Below are 22639 nucleotides of genomic sequence, written 5' to 3'. Positions count from 1 at the left end.
CCTTTCTACATCGTTACATGTGTCGTCATATCTAAAATCGGTATCACAAAACAAACAATAAGTCCTCCTATAAACACACCCATTCCTAATAAGGCAACAGGACCTAAGAAGCGTCTAATCCGTGTGATAAAAAGTTGTAATTGCCAATGATAATACGTTGCTATCCCTTGTAAGGCTTGTTCATATTCACCTGTATGTTCACCCATTTGCAACATCATGCGAACATAATCTAAGGCTAAGGGACTTTGTTCGACAGCTTTACTGAAGGATTCGCCTTTTTCTAATCTATGACATAACCAATATATGTGGCTACGGAAATAGCCTATCGGAACCGCTGCCACTGCCTCTCGCAATGCCTCTACTAGCGTAATCCCACTGTGCAATTGTAAAGATGTTAATTGACTGCACCGCTGCCAACAAAAAATCCACAACCAGTGGCGAATCCATTGTACCCGGCACACTGCTAACAATAACCGCTGCCGTCGATGTGCCGCTCGCAAATACACGCTAGCGAACACGCCAATCCCGACAAAGCCCAACAAGATCCATAGGATGTAGGCGTGCAAGAAATGAGCAATCCCTAGTATTCGTTGAGTCATCAATGGCAACGGCATTTCCAATTGGACACAGACATCTTCTACCATTGGCAATAGAAAAAATATAGCGATAAACATCGCCCCGATAGAACAAATGCAAAGAAAACCCGGATACCATAAGGCTTGTACCAATGCTTGCCGTTGTTTCAACATCGTTTGATAATGATCGCCTAACATACGGAAAATAGTTTCCAATTGCCCCGTCATTTCACCGGTTTTCACCATATGCTCTACCAACGAGGGAAAAATGGTACACGCTTTTATCGCCTGAGTCAACGATATGCCTTGCCGCAACCGCTGACCTACTTGATACAATCGCTGTCTTTGCCGCTTGTTACCGATATCCTTGCTTACCGTTTCCCATGCCTGGACAACAGAAATGCCCGAGTCCATTAATGCTGACAACTGCGAAAACATGATTTGTAAAGTTCCGGGCGAAAGAATGGCTATACGCCACAGTGAAAAAGAAATCACTTCCTGTACTTGCTGCACCTGCCAATGATATTGCTCACTCAGTTCATATACAGCCTCTTTATCAACTGCTTGTACACGACAAACCGATGCTCTCCCTGCAGAAGTCACAAAGTACACATCAAATTTTTTCATACCTCTCTCCAATAACGATTTAACGCTTGTTCCATGGTTTCCATCCCAAATGCACTCCCCGTCTGCATGATCGATGTCAAACGGAAAAATTGTCCACTCCGAATAACTGCGGCCACCGCTGAATTAGTCCATAATTGCTCGCGTAGAAGATGTAATTTATTCTCCTTTTCCATAAATTTTTGTGCTACCACTGCTTTCAGTACTACCGCTAATCGTTGCCGTATTTCTTCTTGTTCACTACCTTCAAACATCCCTACCGCACGATTAATCGCTAACATCACACTGGGTGAATGCATGGTCGCAAATACGGTAATACCTGTTTCAGCGGCCATAATAGCCGCTCGCATCGTTTCTCTATTGCGAATTTCACCAATAAACAGCACATCTGGATCTTGCCGCAACGACTGTACAATGCCCGTATCAAAATCGCTAACATGACTACCTATTTCTCGTTGTGTTATCAGTGCTTTCTTTCCCTTAAGTATATATTCAATGGGATCTTCCAACGTAATAATATGATAAGGCTTGTTTGACATAATCCCCTGTAATACCCGACATACCGTAGTAGTTTTACCACTTCTAGTAGGTCCACATATCAATACCAAACCTGCCCCTACACAACTTAAGTGAGCAAGCGTTATAGGCTGTTCATCCTCAGGCAATGTCTCTAGCGGATACAACAAGCGAATAACACCATACATCCCGTTTTCAGTCATACAAACTTGACACCGACAGCGTACCTGTTGCCACGAAAAAGACCAGCCATCCCTATGATTTACCATCCATTGTTGTAACCATTTTTCTTGTATCGGTGTATCATTCATTTTTTGCAAACTTAAACGAACTCGCATATAAGGAACCTGCCCACTTTGCAAATGTATATCCGAAGCACCTTCAACAATGGCGGTTGCGATTAACTCTTCTATATCCATAACTCACCTCACGATTATCATATACGCGTTGAATTTCCTGCCAATCTGTATATCCCTTCTGAATATGATATAATAACACCTCTTTCATCAACACAGCCCCATCGGTAATAGCCGCAGCTTCCATCTCATCCATACCGTCACCTTGACGAATACACTTGCGGAGTTGTTGCTTCACTGGCATGATTTCACACAAACAAATTCGACCCTCATAGCCTGTTGAAAAGCAGGCGGTGCACGTTTTTCGCAACTCTTCTTTACCACGACAATGTCGGCATATCCGTCTTGCTAATCGCTGTGACGTTATCCCCGACAAAGCATCGGCAACCAAATAAGGTTCGACACCCATATCAATTAATCGCTCTGGCACCTCCGCTGCCGATGCCGTATGCACCGTAGATAATACCAAATGCCCCGTAAGTGCAGCTCGCACCGCAATATTTGCCGTCTCGCCATCTCGAATTTCCCCAATCACTAAAATATCCGGATCTTGCCGCAGTAACGCCCGTAAACCATTTTGAAATACCAATCCCCCTTTTTCATGAATTTGACTTTGACAAATCCCATTCACCTTATATTCAACAGGATCTTCTAAGGTAGCAATACTCACTTCCGTCTTATGTAACTCTCGTAATACCGCATACAACGTCGACGTTTTTCCACTTCCCGTGGGACCACTAAAAAGGAATAACCCCCGATGTTGAGATACAATCTGACGAATACTTTGGCAAACAGATGGCGTTATTCCCAATGTTTCCAATTTTAATTCTACATGTGTTGTATCTAACAACCGCAGTACCGTCTTTTCACCTCGCACTGTAGGCATCGTACTAACACGCAAATCCACTGTTTTTTCGTGACTATCCCACACGATCCGTCCATCTTGGGGCCGTCGTTTATCCGCTATGTCCATACGAGCTAGCACTTTAATCCGTGCCGTCACCATGTCCGCTTTCGCTAACGGAATTGATGCAGCCGTCAACAGAACGCCATCACGCCGAAACCGCACCCGTACAGCTTCATCTAACGGCTCAATATGAATATCACTGGCATGTACTTCTATCGCTTGTTGTAAAAGCATCTCTACAATACGTGTTGCTGAGGCTTGCCCAATTCCTGCTAATGACGAAAACATATAGCCACCTCCTAAAAAAAGCATACCATAAAGACTACTATTTTCCCCATTCTTTATATAACTTTCATTATTAATATATATATTTATTTCTTATTAAAAAATTAAAAATATTTGACAGTATAATCACTGTATTATATACTAAATAAATAATCTTATTTATGGGCAGTTAGCTCAGTTGGTTAGAGTATCTCGTTGACATCGAGGGGGTCGATGGTTCGAATCCATTACTGCCCACCACACAAAAAAAAGAGCATTGTCACTGACAATGCTCTTTTTGCCCTATTTACACAACACCGGGAAAATTCCGTACAAATTGAATACGTATATCTGGAAACATTTCTACATATTGAATCGTAAAATCCTCTCCATACTCAACAAACTGCCATTCTCCAATTTCCTGCGGAAAGATCCGTACACGCTGTACGCGCAAATCTGGAAAAGATCCCACTACTTTTACCCGTAAATCTCCATGATAAGGAACTACTTTTACCTTTCCTACCAAATGAATGCCCTTACAATACCCATCAGGCGAAACATTTATACTTGCCATACTTACAAAGGGAATGCAACACAATAGGAAAAAAATAATAAACCTACCTTTTTTATCACATAATCCACCTCTTTTCATTCCTTATTTTCAGTATACCCAAAAACTATACGTATAGCAAGAAAGAGCGAAACCAAAATGGTTTCGCTCTTTTTTATTCATCCATATCTTCCCATTCTTCCCACTCATCTGTTTCTTTTTCTTCTACTACTTTATGAGCAACATGAGATCCACGTACGCCATTCGTACGATTTTTCCATACCACCCACAAAGATGTATCCACACAAATAGACGAATAGGCACCACTAATAAAGCCGATTAACATAACCAGTGAAAAATTCTTTGTCGACTCTCCACCAAAGAAATGTAAGGCTCCACACGCAAATAATACCGTTGCCAACGTATAAAAACTACGATGAATACTTTGTGCAATGCTATCGTGTGCTAATTTTTCATATGAATCCGTACGACGATGCGTTCGTGTATTTTCGCGAACCCGGTCAAAAATAACAACCGCTTCGTTCATAGAATATCCAATAACCGTTAAAATAGCGGCCAAAAAGGATGCATCTATTTCTAAATGAAAGAACGAAAACACACCTAAAACCATAATCAAATCATGTAATATTGACACAATAGCGGAAATAGCTATTTTATATTCAAAACGAAAAGAAATATAAAGGGCTAAGGCAATAAACGCAACAGCTAAATTTAAGATAGCATTTTTAGTAACCTCTGAACCAATAACAGCCCCTACCGATTCCGTTCGTTTTACTTCAGCTCCACCTAATTTTACATTTAATTCTTGTGCAACCGCTTTACTTTCATCAGTCGTCAAATTACGCATCCTCAACATAACTTCTTTAGATGAACTTTGATCTGTAACACCCGACAACTGGATAACTGTATTCCCCAAATGCAAGGAAGACCGATCTACTACATCCCGTACTTGCGCTACCGTAACGGCTTGTTTAAATTTCATATCTAAAATGGTACCGCCCGTATAATCAATACCAAAATTAAAACCATGCACAAAAATCGAAATAAGACTTAAAATGACCAGAATAGCAGATAGGGAGAACCACCATTTTCTATGTTTGACTATTTCAAAACTCATTTTTGTTCCCCCTTTTTTAAGTGCGCTGGTATCGGTCTATTTAATCCATACCACCGTGGATTTAAAACAAGACCAGTATTAATAAACCATGTTAATAATGAGCGGCTAACCACAATTGCTGTAAACATACTAACAATCAAGCCAAGTGCTAAGTTCACGGCAAAGCCTTTAACCGTTCCTGAACCCATTAACATTAATACGATAGCAGCAATCATAACGGAAACATTAGCATCTAAAATCGTACTAAAAGCACGCTTAAAGCCCGTTTCCATAGAAGAACGCAAGCTTTTACCGACTAATACTTCTTCCTTAAACCGTTCAAAAATCAAAATATTCGCATCCACGGCAAAGCCCATCGACAAGATAATACCTGCAATGCCTGGCAAGGTCAACGTTGCTTCCAAATATTTCAACACGCCTAATAAAATTACCACGTACACGAGCAATGCTAAATTAGCAACAATGCCAGCAATACGATAAATAATAATCAGGAAAAGCATAATTAATAAAATCCCGATGGCAAAGGCACGTTCACTCTTTATCTTTGAATCTTGCCCTAGACTAGGCCCAATCGTACGCACTTCCATCACTTTCAATTTTACTGGCAAGGCACCCGAACGAAGTAAAATAGCTAAACGTTTTGCTTCTTCCAGCGTATTACTACCAGTAATAACCGCTTTGCCCCCCGTAATTGCTTCATTAACAACGGGATTGGTAAGCACTTTACCATCAAGTAAGATCGCAATACGATGTCCTACATTAGCCGCAGTTAAATCGGCAAATTTTTTCGCACCTTGATCGGTAAATTCGATAGCGACTACATTCTTATGACCATTATCAATTTGTTCTTTCGCCGTTTTTAAATCCTTACCCGTAAGCTGAGTTGTACCGCTTTCGTCTTTAAATTCCATAACGGCAGTTTTCCCAATCGTCTCAATGGCTTTTTCTGGATTCTTTTCACCCGGCAATTCGACAATAATACGCTTTGCCCCTTCTTGTTGTACTAATGGCTCGGTTAATCCCATTTCATTAATACGACGTTCAACAATAGAAACCGCTCGTTTGACTGAATCATCTGTAACAGGAGCCCCTGGTGTATCTTCCGCTTCCAACACAATATGTGTACCACCTTGTAAATCCAGCCCTTGCTTAATAGAATCAGGAAATGGCTTAACTACACCAAATGGTAATACCAAACCTTGTCGCATAGACGGAATGGGTGAAAATACCAACGTAAAAAAGGCACACAATATAATCACAACTGCTATTAAGCATTTAATAATATTACGAATTCGCAATAGTGTCCCCCCCTCTGGGTTATATAGTTATCTTTAAAAATCGTGTAGGTGTAAGTATAGCACTTACACCTCTATCCCATGGTTCAATAGGTACCTGTGCCACCACTTGACAATCCCAAGCAACACCAATACATAATGCCTGTCCTGACCGTGCCAAAAAACGATCATAATAACCGCCACCATGCCCTAACCGATGCCCTTTTACATCAAATGCCAAGGCTGGTACCATAATGAGATCTAACGCTTCGGTCGCTAGAGGCGGTCTTTTGTCTGACACCGTTCGAATCCCATACATACCTATACGGGTTTCCTCTAACGAATACAGTCGAACCGCTTCCATACTACCTGCCGCTTGACAACGCGGTACATAAACCTCTTTCTGATTTGCTAATGCATGTACAAGTACGGTATCTATGCATACCTCTTGCTTCGTTGCCAAAAAGAACAGTATCCGCCGTGCCTTTTGATAAGCTGACAAACAGCACAAACGCCGACAAATCAGCTGACTATCGGCGCTCATCTTTTCACATGCTATCTTGGCTATCTGTTCTTTTATATCCATTCTTAACCGTGCTTTACTGTACTGCATCGTCTGTACCAAATACTTGACTAATTGCATTGCGAGAAACGGATATTATCACTTGATCGGCAATACGAAGTTCTAAAACATCTTTCTGAATACCTGTAATCGTTCCGTAAATACCTCCAGCTGTCATTATCTTGGTACCGACTTTAAGACTATTCATCATTTCTTGACGACGACGCTGTTGCTTTTTCTGCGGACGCCACAACAAGAAATAAAAAATAACAATCATAATAATAATTGGCCAAAATTGTTGTAACTGACTAAGCATCTCCATACGATTCACCTCCTACGTATAAAATTCGAACGTAAATAATACTAGATAATGAATGGATACGCTGTACATATACTCACCGCAGTGCATCAACTCATACGGAGAAACGTTTGAATAGCTACCATCTTACCCATTATACACTACTATCATACACTGTTTTACTATCTAAAATCAATAAATAGAATCATACATCTTGATATTGCTTCCAAAAATCGCGACGAAACTCACGAAAAGTCCCATTAATAATCGATTGACGCGTATCTTGCATAAAATGCAGTAAAAAATGCAAATTATGAATGCTCACTAAACGATAGGCTAATAATTCTTCTGCCTTAAATAAATGTCGAATATAAGCTCTTGTATAATGTTGACAAGTATAACAAGAACAGCCATCTTCAATAGGACGAAAATCTTCAGCATACGCGGCATTGCGAACGGTTAACCGCCCTTGATGCGTCATAGCCATCCCATTCCGAGCTACCCTTGTAGGATATACGCAATCAAACATATCTACTCCCCGTGCCACTCCTTCAAGCAAACAATCAGCTGTGCCAACACCCATTAAATAACGAGCTTTATGCCTAGGTAAACACGGCGTCGTATAATCTAACACTTCATACATGAGTGCCTTTTCTTCACCTACACTCAAGCCGCCAATACCATACCCATCAAAAGGAAGATCCACTAATTCTTGACAACTCTGCTGGCGTAAATCTTTGTACATACCGCCTTGAACGATACCAAACAATCCTTGCGTATCGCTACGATGATGTTCAACACACCGTTTTGCCCATCTGGTCGTTCTCGCCGTTGATTGCTTCGTATACTCATAATCCGAAGGATACGGAATGCACTCATCGAAGGCCATGGCAATATCAGAATTTAAATCCATTTGTATATCCATCGACACTTCTGGTGACAAAAATTTTGACGAACCATCTAAATGAGAACGAAATGTTACGCCTTCTTCCGTAATCTTCCGCATTTGTCCTAAGCTAAATACTTGAAAGCCACCGCTATCCGTCAATATCGGTTGTCGCCAATGCATAAATGCATGCAACCCCCCAGCTTTTTTAATTAAATCCGCTCCCGGTCGCAAAAACAGATGATACGTATTACTTAAAATAACTTGTGCTCCCATGTCATATAATTCTTCGGGCGTCAATGTTTTAACCGTTGCTTGTGTGCCAACAGGCATAAACATCGGTGTTTTAAACGTACCATGGGGCGTATGCAATAATCCGGCTCTGGCCCCATCACATTCCGCTTGTAATTCATACGTAATAACCAAAGTCGTCCCTCCTTATCGAATAAACATGGCATCGCCAAAGCTAAAAAAACGGTACCGTTCTGCCACAGCAATGGCATAGGCATGTAATATTTTTTCACGTGTCGAAAGTGCACTAATAAGCATTAATAATGTCGATTCAGGTAAATGAAAATTCGTTACCAAGGCATCGGCAATTCGATAGGTATAACCAGGATAAATAAAAATATCCGTCCATGCACTACCCGCTTGAACTACGCCACTTTTTCCCGCACTTTCTAATGTTCTAATCGAAGTCGTTCCCACGGCAATAACTCGCCGCCCCTCTTTTTTAGCCATATTAATACAAGCGGCTGCCTCTGGCGTAACACTATAAAATTCACTATGCATACGATGATTTTCAATCGTTTCTTCTGATACGGGGCGAAATGTCCCTAACCCTACATGCAAAGTAACAAAAACCGTTTTAACGCCTTTATCTCGAATTTTTTGCAATAACGTTTCCGTAAAATGCAAACCTGCCGTTGGCGCCGCCGCACTGCCTCGCTCACGGGCATATACGGTTTGATAATCCTCTGGATCATCTGGTTTTTCATGAATATAAGGAGGTAACGGCATTTCTCCTACAGCATCTAGTACCTCATCAAATACCCCATCATAAATAAAACGCACAATACGACCACCAAAATCAGTTCGTTCTTCTACGACACCTCGCAACGCCGATGAAAATACAATTTCCATTCCCGGCAAGGCCTTTTTACCAGGTTTTACCAACACTTCCCAGCGATCATCACCGAGCGGCGTTAACAAAAGTACTTCCACCTTACCACCCGTTTCCTTTTTCTTCCCATGTAACCGGGCTGGAATAACACGTGAATCATTAAATACTAACACATCTCCTTGTTTCAATTCATCCACTAAATCATAAAAATGACGATGCCCTACCTCACCCGTTTCTTTATCATATATCATTAAACGAGCATGATCTCGTGGTTCCACTGGATGTTGTGCAATTAATTCTTCTGGTAATTCATAATTAAAGTCGACTAATTTCAAAATAATACCTCTTTCTAATACAGTTGTTCAAGACTAGTTCCTGTATAATAATGTGCTAAAATAGTACGATAATAATTTTTTACTCCACGGTGGGACAAGGCCATATGATATGCCCCATATTGACTCATCCCTAAGCCATGGCCCCAACCAAAACCATAAATCACAAAAGGTATCCCCTTATCAACCGTAAAAAACGCTTCCCGTTGTACACTATTCGTTTCCGGATCGGGTAAACTACTTTGTCCATCATACACATCAAAAACAGCACTTTTCAACGAAAATAACGATTGAAACACATTTCCTGATAAGGTTACCTTGCCATCGGTTCCATAAATAGTAAGCGAACGTACCCGCCCTGATATGCCGCGATCACCAACACTCATCGGTCGTTTTTGTAACGGCGAAAGCAAAATCCCCGTCACTTCTCCTACGGTTCGTCCTGACGCTTGCAAGACATTTGCCATTTGCTCCGGTGTCACCTTAACATGCCATCGATATTCAGGCATCGTGCGACTAAAATCAGGCACCCCACGCAAATAACCATATGCTCTGCCCCAAACATTTTCACTATTTTCCGTCCATCCGCCAGCGGTCGAACAAAAAATGGCATCAATTAATTTGCCCTTATAAAAAAGCACTTCACCATTCGTTTCATCGACTGCACGAATAACGCTATGTGCTTCGCCATTCATACCACCATACATCTGACTACGCGTATCATCAGTAACATCAAAACCGCGCTGACGATAATAATTTTTATGTGTAATAGCATACGTACGAGCCGCCACAGCCTGTGCTTTGAGGGCCTCTAAATTCCATGACGGAGACATTTCTTTGCCAACGACACCATACAAATAATATTCAACTGGTACCACATTAACTACGGTTAATCCATCTCTTCCAGGTGTTTTTAAACACTCCATGGATCCGCGATAGGTATACCCATCAGTCAACCGTATAGTGCCTTGGTAAGTACGTGCATGAAACGTAACTGGTGCTATTACCTTATCCCCATCCACATACATATCTTTTCCACGATTGGAAATACGTACAACTACATTATTATCCACGCTTTTCAAAAAAGATGTTCCTGTATATATATTCATGCCACCCGTAGAAACCATTGCAACAGACGGTCGACCTTCTCGAATTCCCACACGAATTAACACGCCCGGTCCCGAAGCATCGCTACCCAGATTCCCCAGACAAAAACAACATGCAAGTAGCATCGCGATGAGTTTCATATAACCTCCTCTCATTGCTTACGCAACGATATTAAATACGTTCCCTTTCTATTGGTATCGATAATCCTAAATGAAGATATGCCGCATCCGTAACAACTCTTCCTCGAGATGTACGTTGTAAAAATCCTTTTTGCATTAAAAATGGTTCGTATACATCTTCAACCGCATCAACGGACTCACTAATCGCAGCAGCAATCGTATCCAAGCCAACAGGGCCACCAGAAAATTTTTCTATAATCGTTTCTAATACGCGCCTATCCGTACGATCTAAGCCCTCATTATCCACATCTAATCGTTGCAATGCCTTATCCGCTAAGGTGGCAGTAATACAATCCTTACCGTCCACTTGGGCAAAATCACGTACGCGTTTTAACAAGCGATTAGCAATACGCGGTGTTCCCCTTGAGCGACGAGCAATTTCAAAGGCACCTTGCTCTTCAATATCAATATGTAAAATATCAGCCGTACGCTGAATAATAACTACCAATTCTTCAGGGCGATAAAACTCAAGCCGACAAATAACACCAAAACGATCTCGCAATGGCGGTGCCAACCGTCCTACTTGCGTTGTTGCCCCAACTAACGTAAAAGGCGGTAAATCAATCCGCACCGATCGGGCACTAGGACCTTTACCGATAACAATATCTAATGCATAGTCCTCCATCGCTGCATACAACACTTCTTCCACGCTATGGGACAAGCGATGTATTTCATCAATAAAAAGAACATCTCGTTCTTGTAAGTTCGTTAATAATGCCGCTAAATCACCCGGTCTTTCAATCGCGGGGCCTGATGTAATCCGCAAACTAACATTCAATTCATTAGCGATAATACCTGCCAAAGTTGTTTTCCCTAACCCAGGCGGTCCATATAACAACACATGATCCAACGCTTCATTACGTAGTTTAGCTGCCTCGATAAAAACCGATAAATTTTGCTTTGCTGCCATCTGCCCAATATATTCTTTAAGATAATGAGGACGCAAACTATATTGCCAAGAATCTCCAGGAAGATTATGTGTTTCTACAATACGTGCTTCTTCCATCATGTATTACCTCCACCTAACTGTTGTAATGCTCGTCGTATCTGTTCTGGTAAAGATAGGTCTAACGAAGTCACACGAGCCGCTGCCTTTTGTGCTTCGCCCTCACTATATCCGAGGCTCACCAACGCCATAACCACTTCGTCGTTGGGTACAGATCGGATTGCCTCAACGTCATCAGTTGTATGTGCATCTGCCTTACCTACCTTATCTTGCAATTCTAATAAAATTCGCTCTCCTGTTTTTTTGCCAATCCCTGGAAGTTTCACCAATGTTTGCAACTGTTTTTGTTGCACAGCTAATCGAAATCCCTCTGGCGTAACGGCACTTAAAATACCGAGTGCTACTTTTGGTCCCACTCCATTTACACTTATTAACAACATGAACAATTCATACTCATCGGTGGTAGCAAATCCATATAAAAGAATCGCATCTTCACGAACAGCCATATATGTAAACAACTGTATTTCCTTACCTACGGTTATTTCTTGTATCGTCGATGCGGGTATATATACCCGATATCCCACGCCCTGTACATCAACAAAACAAGCCTCCTCAAAAAGATGTGTTACCACCCCTCGTACATACCCAATCATAATTGTACCGTCCTTTTCAAGCGCTGAGAATAGCTATAATAAATAGAATAAATAGCCATAGCCAAAGCATCTGCCGCATCATCGGGTTTTATTTTTTCCGTTATCCCCAATAACCGCCTTGTCATATCAATTACCTGTTCTTTCGTTGCTCTTCCATAGCCAGTAACACCTTGTTTAACTTGTAAAGGCGTAAATTCCAATATAGGAATATGTGCTTGTTCTGCTGTAACTAAAATAATACCCCTTGCCTGTCCTACCGTAATAGCGGTTGTAACATTACGATTAAAAAATAACTGTTCTACCCCAACAACATCTGGTTTATACGTTGTATATAACGACTGTAAGCCCTCAAATAATTGGACTAACCGCTGTGAATCCGTGTATTTCGGTGACGTTTGGATCGTCCCATACATTACTGGCCGTAGACGACTTCCCTCTGCATCTACCACACCAAACCCACAAATAGCCGTTCCCGGATCAATTCCTAATGCACGCATATGCCTATCCTCTCTCTAAAAATATAACTGTACCGTTCATTATACCATAAAACAACTACTTTGGGGCTAGTCTCCTCTATTTTGGGCAATAAAAAAAGAGCATGCATAGCACACTCTTTTTGTCTTATTCTGCCGTTGTATTATTTACAATCTGCTTTCCCTTATAAAAACCACACGTTGGGCAAATATGATGTGGCATTACAGGTTCATGACACTGTGGGCATTCTACATATCCCGGAGCCGTTAATTTCCAATTAGCACGACGCATTTTTTGCCGTGTCTGGGACAAACGATTTTTTGGTACTGCCATTTTCTGCACCTCCTTACATCTTGGTACGTACGTTGCTTTATATTTTTAATGTTTCCAAGATAGCTAATCTCGGATCGATACTGTCGGTAGGACAACTACAGTGTTCTTCGTTCAAGTTTGCACCACACGTTGGACAAAGTCCTGCACATGTTTCTTGACATAATACTCGCATAGGCTCACTTAAAATCAATATTTCTCTAATCGTCTCCGTCAAATCAATGTATTCCCCATTGTACGGCAATACGTTCTCAGGAAGCTCCACTTCCGCACCATAGACTTCAGACAGTGCTGCATTTCGATCTACCGTGACATCCGTTAAGCAACGGCTACACGTATACACACCCTGTGTATGTATAATGCCATTTATCACAATGTGATTGCCATCAAACCAATATAAGCCTTCCACCACAATAAGCGATTGACCCCAAGGATAGATCGACACATCATTCAGATCCGCAGCATTTTGTTCAAACCGAAAAGGAATTTTATCTCCCTTTGCGTTATACACATCTTCGACTTGTAGTTTCATATTTCTACCTCGACTATATCATTATATATATCCACCTATTCTTTGTCAATCTTTTTCTACACAACTATCCCCGACGACCAAAGCATACCCCTTTACGGTAACTCCCGTTGCTGCGAAAAACCAATAAATTCCCGCAACAACGAATTAAACGGAACCACTTCTGACGAAAGTGCCTTAAAAGGTTTTAAAAACATCAACAAACGTTGTGCTTCTGCATAATGCACACTATCTTTCGCAATCGATTGTAATAACGGTATGGCATATGTCTTAAGCACAGATAATTCATATGGTAGTGCCGTATTGAAAATAATATCCGCATCTTCTTGATAAGGATAAATATTCATTTCTTCCCCGCGCCGCACATCTGCCCATACATCCATCGTGGCTGTCGCATCACGATCACGAAACTGTTGATCTCGTACCATCCGGCGAATAATCCGTGTATCCGACGTAGATATACGATTATGATCATTAATCCGGATTTGCGTCAATACCCCCAATGATATTTTCACTTTCTCATACCGAGGCAACATATAGGTCAACGTATCATTCAATGCATGTAACCCTTCTACGAGTAGCGGTTGTTCTTCTTCCAACCGAACGGGTGTCTTTTCAAAATACCGTTTTCCCGTAACAAAATCAAACCGCGAAAGATATACCTCTTTTCCCTGTTGTAACTCATCTATTTGTTGATTAAACAACGGAATATCAATGGCTCGCACCGATTCAAAATCATACGATCCATCTGGATTTTTCGGTGTATCTTCACGATTATAAAAATAATCATCTAATGAAATCTGCACAGGGCGTAATCCTACTACCCGCAACTGTGTCGTTAAGCGTTTACAAAAAGTCGTCTTACCTGCCGAAGAAGGTCCTGAAATAAGCACAACTTTAATTTTAGGACGTTGATTAACCACATAATCAGCAATTTCAGCTAACTTTTTTTCTTGCAAAGCTTCGGCCATATCGACAATATCTTGAATGCTACCATTATCAATATATTGATTTAAATCGGAAACATATTCACAGCGTACAATACGTCCCCAACTTTCCGCATCTAAAAACAACCGTGCCATTTTAGGAATTTCTTTATAGGGAGGTAGCCTATTCGGATCTTGTGGTGTCGGTACTTCCAAAATAATTCCTGGTGCATATGAACGTAAATTAAAACAATTCACATATCCCATACTTGGTAGCAACGGGCCCATGTAATAATCAAAAATACGACCACATTGATACGCCATAATTTGCTGTACATCTAAATGTTGTAGCAGCTCAGCTTCTCGTATCATATGCCTATTTCTGCACATTTCCATCGCCGTTTCTATCTGTGTCTGTACAGGTGTAATCTTTTCATCCTGTGCAACCATTTCAGACATCCGCTTTTTAATCAATTCTACATCCCGAACCGTAACGGTATGACCGATACTTAGCTCACAATACAAGGCTTTACCCAACGCATGTTTAACGAAGACCTTCCCACCCGGATATAAATCATCAACACTTCTGACTAACAACATAATAGCCGTACGCTGCAAACAACTATTTCCCTCAATCGTACCCAAGGAAAACCACGTCACATCACCGCTCTTCTTAACTATCGTATTAAGTCCCACAAATTTCCCATCATACAAGGCCGCGGCAATACGGGGTGATACATCTTTATAATACGCCTGGACGACTTCCTCTAAAGTCATTTTTTCTGATAAAACATATTTCTTTTGTTGTATCACATCATTTATTTCAATCATCCTACTCACTCCCTTCCCCTATAACAGATGAGATGCCTACGCGATAAGCCGCTTATTTAGTACCAAAGATACGGTCCCCTGCATCACCTAACCCAGGTACAATATATCCTTCTTCATTTAACGAATCATCTAAAGCACCTACATAAATACGCACATCAGGATGATCCTTATTTACCTTCTTTACTCCTGTTGGTGCTGCCACCAAGCACATTAATTTAATACTCTGAATACCTTTTTCCTTTAATAACGTTATTGCTTCTGACGCACTACCACCCGTTGCTAACATAGGATCAACAATAATAAAATCACGATCCGCTACATCTGGTAACTTGCAATAATATTCGACAGGCTTTAACGTTTTCGGATCTCTATACAACCCAATATGTCCCACCTTAGCCAAAGGAATTAAATTTAACATCCCCTGAACCATACCTAACCCAGCACGTAAGACAGGCACAATTCCTAATTTTTTACCGCTAATTTGTTTGCCCTTCATCTTACAAATAGGCGTTTCAATATCAACTTCTTCTAAAGGCAAATCACGCGTAATTTCATACCCCATAAGCATCGTAATTTCTTCTAATAACTGCCGAAAATCCATCGATCCCGTTTCCTTTTTCCGCATCAATGTGATCTTATGTTGAATTAACGGATGATCTATGACCTGCACTTGCATATCTCCTGCGTTTTTCATATTACCGTTTCTCCCTTCATACTACTGTTCTAACTTCCCAATTTTTGCTACACGTTCAACATGACGCCCTCCATCAAAGGGTGTGTGTAAAAAGATACGAATTACTTCTTTTGCGACACCTGCACCAATAATTCGTTCACCCATGGTCACAATATTGGCATCATTATGACGACGACCGTATTCAGCGGAAAACAAGTCATTACATACGGCTGCACGAATACCTTTTACTTTGTTAGCAGCAATACCAATACCAATTCCTGTACCACAAATTAAGATACCACGATCAAACGTACCCTCAGCGACAGCTATCGCCACTTTTTCAGCAATATCGGGATAATCACACCGTTCGCCCGTAAGGGTACCATAATCTTCTACCCCTATCCCTTGCTCCTGCAAATACTGCTTAATCGTTTCTTTTAAATGAAACCCACCATGATCTGAACCAATCACTAATTTCATAAAAAGCACCGCCTCTCTTGTATTATAAAACCTTCTCTTTGTCCTGCAAAGACAATTACTTATACTTCTATCACATGACCTCCGGCTGCTTTTTTCATACGATTCATTACAGCCAATCCCAAACCTTTAGATATAACCCCTTCTGCCAAAATTACATCCACCCGTTCCGTATCAAAGGATAACAACCCTGTATACAACTGGTTCGCTAAAGCTATCACATCGCCATGCGTTCCCCATACATAGCAATGCTCAGCTGCTACGGCATCAGCCACTTCTTGACTAACTAGTAAACCTACGTTTTGTCCCTTAGCCAAGGCCTCTTGATACGCCTGCCTGATAGATGTGGTTACCATTTCCACTGTCCCCACAAATACAACCATCGGTGCATTCGGGGCGTAATGTCTATATTTCATCCCTGGTGCTTTAGGCGTTCCTATTCCTTGTACCAACGGTGCATCTAAAATAACCGCTTCGGCCACTTCCGCAAGCATAGTCGGCGTAACGCCACCGGGACGTAAAATCGTCACTTCCGCCGGTCCCGTACATTCAATAATAGTTGATTCTACCCCAATATGGCACATACCTCCATCAATAATCATATCAATACGACCATCCATATCATGTAACACTTCTGCTGCCGTCGTCGGACTCGGCCGGGTAGAACGATTGGCGCTAGGTCCTGCCACAGGAACCCCTGCTTCTTGTAAAAAAGCCTGACAAATTGCGTGATCAGGACAACGTAACGCCACCGTATCTAAACCACCCGTAGCCGCATCGGGAACACACGCTTTACGCGGTAGAACCAACGTCAACGGACCTGGCCAAAACCGTTCTATTAGTGCCTTTTCTAAGTGCGAGAAACGTGCTACAACAGCTGTTGCCCCAGCTAAATCAGGCACCGTCAAAATAAGCGGATTATCACTGGGACGACCTTTCGCTTCGTAAATGCGTTTACAGGCCCTCTCATCTAAACCATTGGCACCTAAACCATATACCGTTTCCGTTGGAAACGCTACTAAACCACCTTGCCGAATAATCTGTCCCGCCTTTTTCAACAGACCTCTATCCTGCTCTATATCTGCCATCGTAATTACACTTGTTTTCATACTTTCACTCTTTTCTAAAAACCATATGTCGCGAGATATCACTATAATCTTTAATAACCTCTATCAACACATATTCCTGCGACCATTCAAACAACTGCCGAACGGCCTTTTCTTGACCCTTGCCAATTTCGACTATGCACAACCCGGACGCGTTTAAATAAGCTGGCGTTTCTATAGCCAAACGCCGATAAAAATCCAATCCATCCGTCCCCCCAAACAACGCTCCTGCTGGATCATACTGTACTTCTGGCGAAAGATGTTTCATATCTTCCGCTGTCAAATAAGGCGGATTCGACACGATAATCGAAAACATCTGTGCTGGCATAGCCGTACACAAATCACGCTGTTGCCACGTCACCCGTTTGTCTACACCCAACTGAAGAGCATTCTTTTTAGCAACAGCCAACGCCGCAGATGATATATCGACACCCACTCCAGTTGCCTTGGGTAAATAATACAACAAGCTCAATAAAATAGCCCCACTCCCCGTTCCGATATCTAATATGTGCAAGGAGTCTTCCATCCCCATATGTGCTAGCACATACTCCACTAACAACTCCGTTTCAGGTCGTGGAATTAAGACATCTTGTGATACGAAAAAATCTAATCCCATAAACGCCTTTTTCCCCACAATATGGGCTACCGAATACCCCCCTGCACGTTGCTGAATATACTGCCGATACTGTGCTAATTCCTCGGCATTTAACGGTTCATCATAATGTGCATACAAATAAATTCTTTCTTTATGTAGCACATGTGCCAATAATATTTCCGCATCCAATCGAGGCGTTTCTTTGCCCTTTTGCTGAAAAAACTGCTGTGTCCACGTAAGGACAGCACCAATCGTCCAAATCTTATTCATTTGTTTCCGCCTGCATCAATTCAGCTCGTCTGGTTTCTGCTAACGCCTGAATAAATTCATCAATATCACCATTAAGCACGTTATCCAATTTATATAAAGTCAAATTTACCCGATGATCCGTAACCCGTCCTTGCGGATAATTATACGTACGAATACGTTCACTCCGATCACCTGTACCAACCTGACTACGCCGTGCTTCCGTCACTTCTTTATTCGCTGCTTGTTGGGCCTGATCCAACATCCGTGCTTTTAACACCCGTAAAGCCTTTGCCCGATTTTCCAATTGCGACCGTTCATCTTGACATTCGACAACAATCCCCGTTGGTATATGGGTCATACGCACAGCCGAACTAGTCTTATTGACATGCTGTCCACCCGCACCGCTGGCTCGAAAATAATCTATCCGAACATCTTTCATATCCAAATCAATTTCCACATCATCCGCTTCCGGAAGAACCGCCACCGTTGCTGTTGACGTATGAATACGTCCACCCGCTTCCGTAACAGGCACTCGTTGAACCCGATGGACACCCGATTCATATTTTAACTTACCATACACGCCACTACCTTCGACCGAAAAAATAACTTCCTTATAACCACCTAATTCCGGTTCGTTCGCACTAATCAAACTCGCTTTCCAACCAGACTGCTTTTCAATAAACTTCATATACATGCGAAACAAATCGCCCGCAAACAAAGCCGCTTCATCACCGCCAGCACCGCCACGAATTTCCATAATCACATTTTTATCATCATACGGATCTTTAGGTAACATTAAAATATGAAGTTTTTCCTCCAAAGCCGCTTGTTTCTTTTCTAACGTACTAATTTCTTCTTTTGCAATACAAAGTAGCTCCTCATCACTATCAGGATCATCCAAAATTTCTTGATCCCCCTTTACGGCATTCCTTACTTCTTTATACGCACGAAAGGTATCGACAATATCAACTAAAGAAGCGTGTTCTTTCGTCAACTTCTGCCATTCCACTTGATTTGCTATCACCGCAGGATCACTAATCCGTTGTTCCAAATCCATAAATTTATTTTCAACTGCCTGCACCTTATCCAAAAACACGTTGTTCTCTCCTTTTCTCTTTATTTATAGCAACCTACTCTGACGGTCTTACAGCTTGCAACGCCGCAATAGCCACTTCAATCTGATCAGGGTGAGGCTCGCGTGTCGTTTCATGTTGTAACCATAATCCCGGTTTAGTAAGTATTTTTACCCATCCCTGCGAAGTATCAATAGCATACCGAATAATTTCATAACTAATACCTGCAACAAGCGGCATCAACAAAATCCTAGACAATACACGTATAACCAAATTAGGCCAACCCAAAAAAGCAAACACAAAAATAGAAATAATCATGACAATAAGTAAAAAACTCGTGCCACAACGGGGATGCAACCGACTATGCTTTTGCACATTTTCCACGGTCAGTGCTTCCCCTGCTTCATACGTCCAAATCGTCTTATGTTCCGCACCATGATATTCAAAAACACGTTGCATGCCAGCCGTATATGAAATACCCCTAATATATATTAAAAAAACAACTAAACGCAAAAAACCTTCTACTATATTCAACGCCACGGGACTCGTACCACTTCCCAAAAGAAGATGGGCTACATATGTAGGAATCAATAAAAAGAAAACAATTGCGGCAATAATCGAACACCCGATGACACCGATCATCCCTAAAGAAGACTCCTCCTCTTCTTCCTCTTCCCCAACAACTCGTGCGGCAAAAGATAAGCTCTTCATACCATAAACAACCGCTTCACCTAAGGCAATGGAACCACGCAAAAATCGTTTTTGTAGTATCGGAAATCGCTGTGCAAGCGAATGAACAGAATCGCACTGAATAGTAATCTTCCCGTCCGGGGTCCGTACAGCCGTTGCAATCTTCTCTGGTCCACGCATCATAACACCTTCAATAACCGCTTGTCCACCAATATATACCCGTTCCTTCTCCATTTCCACTCCTCATTTACTGACATACAAATAGAGCAGAGCATTTCTGCTCTGCCATCCACTTGCAATATGATTATTAAGCTTTTTTACCATACCGTTTATTAAACTGTTCAATACGACCACGAGCTTGCTGTGCACGCTGCTGCCCTGTAAAAAAGGGATGGCATTTAGAGCAAATTTCAACACGAATTTCCGAGGCAGTGGAACGTGTTTCAAACGTATTGCCACAAGCACAAGTAACTGTAACCGTTTCATATTTCGGATGAATTCCTTCTTTCACAATTCACACCTCTTTCTTCTCTGACATACAAAATCCATACTAGGTAATTATATCATACAGAAAATCACATTGCAAGAAACCAATCAAGGAATACCTATTTGTTATCCTGTTCTAATAAATATATAAATTTAACTAATAAATGACCGTCACCCCTAAAACGTATTCATTTTTTATTAAACTTGTCATATATCACAATACCGCTAAAGAATGAACACACCTCTTGTTTTTTCATTGACATAGAAAATCTTCCGTGCTAAACTTACGTCCATAATCACAAAACAAGGCGATGAAGAGAAGAGTAAACAAAACGGACTGGCACAGAGAGTTCCCGTATGGTGAAAGGGAAAGCAGAAAATTTTGTTGAAGATGGCCTCGGAGCCGATTGGTCGAATCATTAAACCATCCGGGTGCACCCGTTACAGTGCTATGGTATTCAAGACTACGGTCTGCGTACCTGAAGAGATTCGGTTTGTAAAAATCGAATAAAATTGGGTGGTATCACGGAGCTTCCGTCCCTTATGGGATGGGGCTTTTTTTTATTATTCGACTGTGTATATAAGAGGAGGTAATCATATGAGCAACAACACAACGTATCAATTTGAAACATTACAACAACATGCAGGTCAAACAGCAGATCCCACCACAGGTTCTCGTGCTGTTCCTATTTACCAAACGACATCTTATGTGTTCAAAGACGCACAAGACGGGGAAGATCAATTTGCTCTACGCAAGCCTGGATACATTTATAGTCGCTTAGCAAATCCAACGCAAGAAGTCTTAGAAAAACGCATTGCTGCACTCGAAGGAGGCACCGCTGCCCTCGCAACTGCCAGTGGTGCATCCGCCATTGCATACAGCATCATCAACCTAGCCGGTGCTGGTGACGAAATCGTAGCCGCACCTACCCTCTACGGTGGTACGATAGAACTCTTTACCGATACATTTAAACACTTAGGCATTACTACTCGTTTTGCTGACATTGACGATTTGACATCCGTTGAAAAAGCAATTACCGATAAAACCAAAGCCGTTTATATCGAAAGCTTAGGTAATCCAGCCATTAACATTCCCGACTTTGAAACCATTTCAGCCTTAGCACACCGTCACGGTCTCCCTTTAATCGTCGACAGCACTTTCGCTACGCCCTATCTCTGCCGTCCCTTAGAACACGGTGCAGATATCGTTGTTCATTCAGCTACAAAATTCATCGGCGGTCACGGCACCACCCTCGGCGGACTTATTATCGAAAACGCATCCTTTGACTGGTGTGCATCTGGTCGTTTTCCTGAATTCACCTCACCAGACGCCTCATACAACGGGATAAACTTTGCCGTTGACATTCCCAATGCCCCCTTTGTAACACGCATCCGGGCAAAATACCTCCGCGATTTAGGTGCGTGCATTAGTCCATTTAACGCTTGGCTTCTCTTACAAGGATTAGAAACACTATCCTTACGTGTCGAACGCCATGTAAGCAACGCTGAAAAAATCGCCACCTATTTATCCAGGCATCCCAAGGTAGCGAAAGTAAATTATCCATCCTTACCCTCTTCACCGTACTATACATTAGCAAAAAAATACTTCCCTCGCGGTACTGGTTCCATCTTCTCATTTGAACTAAAAGACGGCTATGCGGCGGCTCGCAAATTCATTACAGATGCTACTATATTCTCTAACCTAGCCAACGTAGGGGATTCTAAATCTTTATTAGTTCACCCCGCATCTACAACACATCAACAATTATCTGAAGAAGCTCAACGAGCTTGCGGTATTACCCCAGGAACCGTGCGTATCTCCGTTGGTTTAGAAAATGTAACCGACCTAATACATGCCTTAGACACAGCATTTGCTGGATTATAAACGAATAATAAACAAGGAGAATCAG

25 protein-coding genes, 1 tRNA gene and 1 other annotated feature are annotated in these 22639 nt (G+C 41.7%); of the genes, 2 read left to right on the top strand and 24 right to left on the bottom strand.

What is annotated here, in order from left to right; translation table 11 throughout:
* Nucleotides 1-5 precede the first annotated feature (5 nt).
* Genes HMPREF1040_RS03480 through HMPREF1040_RS03470 form a run of 3 tightly spaced genes read right to left on the bottom strand, consistent with a single transcriptional unit; the run spans nt 6 to nt 3266 of the window.
* Nucleotides 6-1202: a type II secretion system F family protein gene (locus HMPREF1040_RS03480; protein ID WP_007392504.1), complete on the bottom strand. Its 1197-nt coding sequence runs from the start codon at nt 1200-1202 to the stop codon at nt 6-8.
* Entirely contained in the window at nt 1199-2134 is a 936-nt protein-coding gene (locus tag HMPREF1040_RS03475; RefSeq protein WP_007392513.1) for a type IV pilus twitching motility protein PilT, read from the bottom strand. Before HMPREF1040_RS03475 ends, HMPREF1040_RS03480 begins: the two co-directional genes overlap by 4 nt.
* A complete protein-coding gene (locus HMPREF1040_RS03470; protein ID WP_007392496.1) occupies nt 2097-3266 on the bottom strand; it encodes a GspE/PulE family protein in 1170 nt (389 codons plus the stop codon). The genes HMPREF1040_RS03475 and HMPREF1040_RS03470 overlap by 38 nt, the downstream gene beginning before the upstream one ends.
* Before the next feature lie 160 nt (nt 3267-3426).
* Here HMPREF1040_RS03470 and HMPREF1040_RS03465 point away from each other — a divergent pair.
* Nucleotides 3427-3503 (top strand) — tRNA-Val (locus HMPREF1040_RS03465).
* 46 nt (nt 3504-3549) lie between these two features.
* Here the strand turns inward: HMPREF1040_RS03465 and HMPREF1040_RS03460 are convergent.
* The 21 genes from HMPREF1040_RS03460 to rpmE form a co-directional block, all read right to left on the bottom strand.
* Nucleotides 3550-3816 (bottom strand): hypothetical protein, encoded by a 267-nt coding sequence (locus HMPREF1040_RS03460; protein ID WP_007392510.1) that lies wholly within the window; start codon nt 3814-3816, stop codon nt 3550-3552.
* Nucleotides 3817-3967: 151 nt separating this feature from the next.
* Complete coding sequence (gene secF / locus HMPREF1040_RS03455; protein ID WP_007392500.1) at nt 3968-4930, bottom strand: protein translocase subunit SecF; 963 nt, start codon at nt 4928-4930, stop codon at nt 3968-3970.
* Nucleotides 4927-6228 carry a protein translocase subunit SecD gene (gene secD, locus HMPREF1040_RS03450; RefSeq protein ID WP_007392539.1) on the bottom strand — a complete coding sequence of 434 codons (1302 nt, stop codon included), beginning with the start codon at nt 6226-6228 and terminating at the stop codon, nt 4927-4929. Before secD ends, secF begins: the two co-directional genes overlap by 4 nt.
* Before the next feature lie 19 nt (nt 6229-6247).
* Nucleotides 6248-6817: a 5-formyltetrahydrofolate cyclo-ligase gene (locus HMPREF1040_RS03445; RefSeq protein WP_036257471.1), complete on the bottom strand. Its 570-nt coding sequence runs from the start codon at nt 6815-6817 to the stop codon at nt 6248-6250.
* Nucleotides 6804-7088, bottom strand: coding sequence for a preprotein translocase subunit YajC (gene yajC, locus HMPREF1040_RS03440; protein WP_007392544.1), 285 nt, complete (start codon nt 7086-7088; stop codon nt 6804-6806). Before yajC ends, HMPREF1040_RS03445 begins: the two co-directional genes overlap by 14 nt.
* A 181-nt stretch (nt 7089-7269) precedes the next feature.
* Nucleotides 7270-8376, bottom strand: a complete 1107-nt coding sequence (gene tgt, locus HMPREF1040_RS03435) for a tRNA guanosine(34) transglycosylase Tgt (RefSeq protein WP_007392521.1) — start codon at nt 8374-8376, stop codon at nt 7270-7272.
* 12 nt (nt 8377-8388) lie between these two features.
* Nucleotides 8389-9408 (bottom strand): tRNA preQ1(34) S-adenosylmethionine ribosyltransferase-isomerase QueA, encoded by a 1020-nt coding sequence (gene queA, locus HMPREF1040_RS03430; RefSeq protein WP_007392529.1) that lies wholly within the window; start codon nt 9406-9408, stop codon nt 8389-8391.
* A 14-nt stretch (nt 9409-9422) separates the two neighbouring features.
* Complete coding sequence (locus tag HMPREF1040_RS03425) at nt 9423-10652, bottom strand: SpoIID/LytB domain-containing protein (RefSeq protein WP_007392526.1); 1230 nt, start codon at nt 10650-10652, stop codon at nt 9423-9425.
* Between the two features lie 31 nt (nt 10653-10683).
* Complete coding sequence (gene ruvB / locus HMPREF1040_RS03420) at nt 10684-11700, bottom strand: Holliday junction branch migration DNA helicase RuvB (RefSeq protein WP_007392542.1); 1017 nt, start codon at nt 11698-11700, stop codon at nt 10684-10686.
* Nucleotides 11697-12290 (bottom strand): Holliday junction branch migration protein RuvA, encoded by a 594-nt coding sequence (ruvA, locus tag HMPREF1040_RS03415; RefSeq protein WP_007392497.1) that lies wholly within the window; start codon nt 12288-12290, stop codon nt 11697-11699. Before ruvA ends, ruvB begins: the two co-directional genes overlap by 4 nt.
* Entirely contained in the window at nt 12287-12787 is a 501-nt protein-coding gene (gene ruvC / locus HMPREF1040_RS03410; RefSeq protein WP_007392543.1) for a crossover junction endodeoxyribonuclease RuvC, read from the bottom strand. Before ruvC ends, ruvA begins: the two co-directional genes overlap by 4 nt.
* Before the next feature lie 124 nt (nt 12788-12911).
* The gene (gene rpmF / locus HMPREF1040_RS03405) at nt 12912-13097 is read right to left on the bottom strand and encodes a 50S ribosomal protein L32 (RefSeq protein ID WP_007392545.1); all 186 of its coding nucleotides are present in this window, start codon (nt 13095-13097) and stop codon (nt 12912-12914) included.
* A gap of 37 nt (nt 13098-13134) precedes the next feature.
* Nucleotides 13135-13626: a DUF177 domain-containing protein gene (locus HMPREF1040_RS03400; protein ID WP_007392536.1), complete on the bottom strand. Its 492-nt coding sequence runs from the start codon at nt 13624-13626 to the stop codon at nt 13135-13137.
* 92 nt (nt 13627-13718) lie between these two features.
* A complete protein-coding gene (locus tag HMPREF1040_RS03395) occupies nt 13719-15380 on the bottom strand; it encodes a nucleoside kinase (RefSeq protein ID WP_007392505.1) in 1662 nt (553 codons plus the stop codon).
* Between the two features lie 52 nt (nt 15381-15432).
* A complete protein-coding gene (upp, locus tag HMPREF1040_RS03390; protein WP_036257486.1) occupies nt 15433-16056 on the bottom strand; it encodes a uracil phosphoribosyltransferase in 624 nt (207 codons plus the stop codon).
* 39 nt (nt 16057-16095) lie between these two features.
* Nucleotides 16096-16533 (bottom strand): ribose 5-phosphate isomerase B, encoded by a 438-nt coding sequence (gene rpiB, locus HMPREF1040_RS03385; protein WP_007392534.1) that lies wholly within the window; start codon nt 16531-16533, stop codon nt 16096-16098.
* 59 nt (nt 16534-16592) lie between these two features.
* The gene (locus HMPREF1040_RS03380; RefSeq protein ID WP_007392491.1) at nt 16593-17639 is read right to left on the bottom strand and encodes an L-threonylcarbamoyladenylate synthase; all 1047 of its coding nucleotides are present in this window, start codon (nt 17637-17639) and stop codon (nt 16593-16595) included.
* Nucleotides 17640-17643: 4 nt separating this feature from the next.
* Nucleotides 17644-18501, bottom strand: a complete 858-nt coding sequence (prmC, locus tag HMPREF1040_RS03375; RefSeq protein ID WP_007392511.1) for a peptide chain release factor N(5)-glutamine methyltransferase — start codon at nt 18499-18501, stop codon at nt 17644-17646.
* Nucleotides 18494-19576 (bottom strand): peptide chain release factor 1, encoded by a 1083-nt coding sequence (gene prfA / locus HMPREF1040_RS03370; protein WP_007392530.1) that lies wholly within the window; start codon nt 19574-19576, stop codon nt 18494-18496. Before prfA ends, prmC begins: the two co-directional genes overlap by 8 nt.
* A gap of 34 nt (nt 19577-19610) precedes the next feature.
* Entirely contained in the window at nt 19611-20477 is an 867-nt protein-coding gene (locus HMPREF1040_RS03365; RefSeq protein WP_007392516.1) for a DUF1385 domain-containing protein, read from the bottom strand.
* 73 nt (nt 20478-20550) lie between these two features.
* Nucleotides 20551-20754 carry a 50S ribosomal protein L31 gene (gene rpmE / locus HMPREF1040_RS03360; protein WP_007392501.1) on the bottom strand — a complete coding sequence of 68 codons (204 nt, stop codon included), beginning with the start codon at nt 20752-20754 and terminating at the stop codon, nt 20551-20553.
* Between the two features lie 277 nt (nt 20755-21031).
* Nucleotides 21032-21274 (top strand) — a binding site (T-box leader).
* A 53-nt stretch (nt 21275-21327) separates the two neighbouring features.
* Here rpmE and HMPREF1040_RS03355 point away from each other — a divergent pair.
* Complete coding sequence (locus HMPREF1040_RS03355) at nt 21328-22614, top strand: O-acetylhomoserine aminocarboxypropyltransferase/cysteine synthase family protein (protein WP_007392498.1); 1287 nt, start codon at nt 21328-21330, stop codon at nt 22612-22614.
* The last annotated feature ends 25 nt before the right edge of the window (nt 22615-22639 follow it).

It is taken from the genome of Megasphaera sp. UPII 135-E (genome assembly GCF_000221545.1).
Taxonomy (GTDB): domain Bacteria; phylum Bacillota; class Negativicutes; order Veillonellales; family Megasphaeraceae; genus Megasphaera; species Megasphaera hutchinsoni.
Note: the sequence above shows the minus strand (reverse complement) of the source record. Positions and strands in the feature narration are given on the sequence as shown.